The organism is Kitasatospora sp. NPDC057512, assembly GCF_042802135.1.
In the GTDB taxonomy this organism is placed as follows: Bacteria; Actinomycetota; Actinomycetes; order Streptomycetales; family Streptomycetaceae; genus Kitasatospora.
In genome coordinates, this window is record NZ_JBHVET010000634.1 from 1 (window position 1) to 5,172 (window position 5,172).

A 5,172-nucleotide genomic window follows, 5' to 3' on the forward strand; every position below is an offset into this window, starting at 1 on the left:
CCGTAGCGGGGCGCCGCCCTGTTCGCACCGACCCGGTCAGGGCCGGGTCGGGTCACCGTTCACACCGACCCGGTCGGCTCAGCGCCGGCCGGCCGGCTCCGGCATCCCGTGGGCACCGGCCAGCGGGGCCGGGCCCTCGCCGTGACCGTGGCCGTGGCCGTGGCCCGGGGTGTCCGCGTGGCCGGGCCACCAGGCGCGGTGGCCGAGCAGCGCGGTGAGCGCCGGGGTGAAGAACATCGCCATCACGAAGGCCGCCAGCACGATGCCGAAGGCCAGCGAGAAGCCGAGCTCCATGAAGAGGACGTTGCCCGCGAGCATGAAGGTCGCGAACGACGCCGCCAGGATGAAGCCGGCCGCCGCGACGGTCGGGCCGCCGTGCTTGACGGCCTCGCGGGCCGCTTCGCGCGGGCTGCGGCCCTCGCGGGCCTCCTCGCGGAGGCGGGCGATGATCAGGATGTTGTAGTCGGTGCCGATCGCCACCACGAAGAGGTAGATGAAGATCGGCAGCATGAACATCAGGCCGGGCTCGCCCTTGACGTTCTGGAACAGCAGGGTGGTGGCGCCCAGGGTCGCGCCGAAGCCGAGGCCGACCGAGGCCATCAGGTACCAGGGCGCGACCACGCTGCGCAGCTGGAGGCCCAGGATGATCATGATGAGCAGGGCCGCGATCGGGAAGACCAGCGTGTAGTCGTGCACCATCGCGGTGTTGATGTCCTTGTACACCGCGGTGATGCCGCCGACCAGGGCCTTGCTGCCGTCCGGGGCCGACGCGTGGGCGGTGTCCCGGACCTTCTCGATGGTGTCGATGGCCTTGTTGGAGGCCGGCGCGTCGTTGAGCAGGACGGTGAAGTCACCGGTGGTGCCGTCGGCGTTGACCGTCTTGGTCTCGGTGGACGGCGCGACGACGCTGGCCACCCCGGGGACGCCCTGGAGCTTCCCGGCGAAGTCCTTGATCGCCGAGTCGCTGAGCTTGGCGCCGTTGGTGCTGGTCAGGTAGACGTGGCTCGGGTCGGTGGCACCGGCCGAGAACGCGGTCATCAGCTTGTCCTGGACGACCATCGACTCCTTGCCCTTGGGCATCGAGCTGCCGGCCAGGTCGTAGGTGCCGTTGTAGTTGACGCCGGCCAGGGCCAGCGCCACCAGGACGCCGCCGGAGGCCAGGGCGACCAGGCCGGGCTTCTTGCCGGTCATCCGGCCCAGCGCGGCGAAGCGGGCGTTCTTCGGCTCCTGCATCCACTTCTTGCCGGGCCAGAACACGCCCTTGGACGGGATGACGGCGAGCACGGCGGGGGCCAGGGTCAGCGAGACCAGGGCGGTCGCGACGACCGCGATGGCCAGCGCCGGGCCGAGCGCGGTGAACATGCCCAGGCTGGAGAGGACCAGCACGGCGAAGGCGACGGCGACGGCACCGGCGGCGGAGGCGATCGCCTCGCCGACCCGGCCGACGGCGTTGGCCACGGCGGTCTTGCGGTCCTCGCCCAGGCGCAGCCGCTCGCGGTAGCGGAAGGCCAGGAAGAGGAAGTAGTCGGTGCCGACGCCGAGGACCACGATGATCAGGATCGCCGAGGTCATCGGGGAGGACTTGAGGTCGAATATGTCGATCGCGTGGGCGATCAGGCCGTTGGACACCGGCATCGCGATGGCCAGCGAGAGGATGACCGGCAGGATGCCGGCCAGGATGCTGCGGAAGATGACGCCGACGATCAGGATGACGAGCAGCAGGCTGCCGAGCATCACGATGGCGTCGGTGGCGCCGGAGGCGTCCTGCTGGTCCAGGCTGCTCGCGGCCTGGCCGCCGACCTGGAACTTCAGTCCGGAGCCGTCGGCGAGCTTGGAGCCCTCACTGCGGAGCTTCTTCGCGGCGTCGGTGAACTCCGTGGTCTGCATCTTGGTCTTGTCGATGCCGACCATGGACAGCGCGTACTTGCCGTCCTTGGACTTCGAGGCCTTGGGGTCGACCGGCAGGATCATCTCGACGGCGGGGATGTGCGCGTCGGTGAGGCCCTTGACGACCTTGTCCATCGTGGCCTGGTCGCCCTCGTTGAGCGCCTGGCCGTCGTTGCGCTCGAAGAGCAGCAGCGCGGAGGGGGTGAAGCTGGACGGGAAGGCCTGTCCCTGGAGCTGCGCCGCCTGGATGGACTCGTAGTGCTTGGGCAGGAACGCGGACTCGTCCGTCTGCGAGGTGACCTTCGGCGCCGACGCGACGATGGCGATCATCGCGACGACCCATGCGGCGATCACCCACCACGCACGGCGTACGACGAATTGTCCTAGTCGGTGGAACATGCTCGTGTGCCTCCTGGGCATGGTTCACCGCAGCCCTTGGGGGACGGGACGCTGGGCGACGGCAGGACCGGCGCGGGGAGTGCCGGCGGCACTCCCTTGCCGGTCGGCAGGTAAGTAGGTTTGGGGCATCATCCTACGAGTACTTGCTTGCCGCCCGGCAAGGAGCCCCCGTGTGCTTCAACCCCCGTCGGGCCACCCGAAGCGGCCCCGACCCAGTCTCTCCCGGACACACCCCTCCTGACCTCGTGCTCCGGGTGGAGTCATCTCCCCCTCAGGGTGGAGGAGCACCCCCTACCCCCCAGGAGGAGATCTCGGGGTCGGAGGGTAGGGAAAACCCCACCCCGGCCCCGAGGAGAGCACCAGGAAACGGCCACCCGCCAGCCGGATTACCCGTCAGGACCCGCTTCCCTACTGTCGATCGGGACGCCGGAGCCCAGCCGGCGCACCCCAGACCGGCGGTTCCCCCGACCCAGGGCCCCCGCCGCTCCCGTCCGGCGACGACCGCCGCTCTCCCAGGGGGGAAGAACCACCGTGAAGCCCGTGAAGTCCAGACTCGGCCTGGCGGCCGCGATGGGCGCCTGGAGCGCCCGGCACCGCAAGACCGCCGTGTTCGGCTGGCTGCTCTTCGTCGTCCTGGCCGCCGCGCTCGGCTCCGCCCACGGCAGCGTCAGGATCACCGATGCCGAGTCGGTCCCCGGGCAGGTCTCCCGGGCCGCGCGGATCCTCGACGAGGCCGGGCTGACGAGCCCGGCGGGCGAGACCGTCCTGGTCCAGAGCCCCACCCTCGGCGCCGACGACCCGGAGTTCCGCACCGCCGTCGGCCAGGTGGTCGCCGCCGTGAACGGCACCGGCCGGGCCGCCGAGGTCCGCTCGCCGTACGACACCAAGGCCGTCTCCGCCGACGGCCACTCCGCGCTGGTGACGCTGACCCTCAAGGGCGACCGCGCCGAGGCCGCGGACCAGGTCCAGCCGGTGCTGGACGCGGTGGCCGGCGTGCAGAAGCAGCACCCGGGCCTCACCGTCGTCCAGCTCGGCGACGCCAGCTCCGGCAAGTGGATGCGGGACCAGGTCGGGAACGACTTCGCGCGCGCCGAGTGGACGGCCGTGCCGCTCGCCCTCGGCATCCTGCTGGTCGCCTTCGGCGCGCTGGTCGCCGCCGTGCTGCCGGTGGTGCTCGCGCTCACCGCCTTCGTCGCGGCCGCCGGGCTGGTCGCGCTCGGCAGCGGGTTCCTGCACACCAGCGGCGACGCCTCCTCGGTGATGCTGCTGGTCGGCCTCGCCGTCGGCGTCGACTACTGCCTCTTCTACCTGCGCCGCGAACGCGAGGAGCGGGCCGCCGGGCGCGACGCCGCCACCGCGCTGGCCGTGGCCGCCGCCACCAGCGGCCGGGCGGTGCTGGTCTCCGGCGTCACCGTGGTGGTCGCCATGGCCGGGATGTTCCTCACCGGGATCGCCACCTTCAAGGCGATGGCCTTCGCCACCATCCTGGTCGTGATCACCGCCGTGCTCGGCTCGCTCACCGTGCTGCCCGCGCTGCTGTCGATGCTCGGCGACCGGGTCGAGAAGGGCCGGGTGCCGTTCCTCGCCAAGCTGCGCCGCCCGGACGCCGCGCGGACCGGCGGACGCTTCTGGAACGCGGTGCTGACCCCGGTGCTGCGCCGACCGCTGGCCGCCACCCTGCTCGCCGGCGCCTTCCTGCTGGCCCTGGCCGCGCCGCTGCTCACCATGCACACCGCCAAGCTGACCTTCCAGCAGCAGCTGCCCGCGGGCAACGCCCTGGTCGCCGCCTCGCAGAAGATCGAGGCCGCCTTCCCCGGCAGCCCCGCCCCCGCCACCGTCGTGATCAGGGCCGCCGACATCGACTCCCCCGCGATGACCGCCGCGATCGCCGACCTCAGGGCGAAGGCCCTGGCGAGCGGGCGGATGCACGGACCGGTGGAGGTCGCCGTGCACGCCGACCGGAACGTCGCCACCGTCGACATCCCGCTCAACGGCACCGGCAACGACGCCACCAGCAACGACGCCCTGCGGAGCCTGCGCGAGGAGCTGGTGCCCGCCACCGTCCTCACGGTGCCCGGCACCGAGGCCCCGGTCACCGGCTACACCGCCGCGTCGTACGACTTCAACCGGACGATGGGCGACTCGATGCCGCTGGTCTTCGGCTTCGTCGTCGCCCTCGCCTTCCTGCTGATGCTCACCACCTTCCGCTCCCCGGTCGTCGCGGCCACCGCCGTGGTGCTCAACCTGCTCTCGGTGGGCGCCGCGTACGGGGTGCTGACGCTGGTCTTCCAGCACGGCGTGGGCGCCTCGCTGCTGGGCACCGCCGGGGTCGGCGCGGTGGAGTCCTGGGTGCCGCTGTTCCTCTTCGTGATCCTCTTCGGGCTCTCGATGGACTACCACGTGTTCGTGGTCTCCCGGATCAAGGAGGGCCACGACCGCGGCCTGCCGACCCGGGCCGCGATCGCCGACGGCATCCGCTCCACGGCCGGGGTGGTCACCAGCGCCGCGGTGATCATGGTGGCGGTGTTCTCGGTCTTCGGCTCGCTGTCCATGCAGGTGATGAAGCAGATGGGCGTCGGCCTCGCGGTCGCGGTGCTGATCGACGCCACGGTGATCCGCGGGGTGCTGCTGCCCTCGGTGATGACCCTGCTGGGCGACCGCAACTGGTACCTGCCGCGCTGGCTGGACTGGCTGCCGGACCTCTCGCACGGCGAGCCCACCCCGCCGGCCGGCGCCGACCCGGACCTGCCCGCCCAACCGGCCGGGCCGGCGGAGGGGCCGGCGGAGGGGGCCCGCCACCGCCGGGCCGGGGTCTGAGCCTCCCCGGCCTCCCCGGCATCCCCGACCCGTCCGGGCTGTCCGACCCGCCCGGCTTGTCCCACCCCT

The 5,172-nt window shown here is 72.1% G+C and carries 2 protein-coding genes; one reads left to right on the forward strand and one right to left on the reverse strand.

The window, feature by feature from the left end:
* Window positions 1–78: 78 nt before the first annotated feature.
* The gene (locus tag ACFU6K_RS30860) at window positions 79–2,286 is read right to left on the reverse strand and encodes an MMPL family transporter (protein ID WP_380668581.1); all 2,208 of its coding nucleotides are present in this window, start codon (window positions 2,284–2,286) and stop codon (window positions 79–81) included.
* A 570-nt stretch (window positions 2,287–2,856) separates the two neighbouring features.
* Between ACFU6K_RS30860 and ACFU6K_RS30865 the strand changes: the two genes are divergently transcribed.
* Complete coding sequence (locus ACFU6K_RS30865; protein ID WP_380668583.1) at window positions 2,857–5,103, forward strand: MMPL family transporter; 2,247 nt, start codon at window positions 2,857–2,859, stop codon at window positions 5,101–5,103.
* The last annotated feature ends 69 nt before the right edge of the window (window positions 5,104–5,172 follow it).

Bases quoted from the DNA above. Each gene is read 5' to 3' on its own strand.
- ACFU6K_RS30860 (WP_380668581.1), bottom strand. From the start codon at position 2,286: ATGTTCCACCGACTAGGACAATTCGTCGTACGCCGTGCGTGGTGGGTG.
- ACFU6K_RS30865 (WP_380668583.1), top strand. From the start codon at position 2,857: ATGGGCGCCTGGAGCGCCCGGCACCGCAAGACCGCCGTGTTCGGCTGG.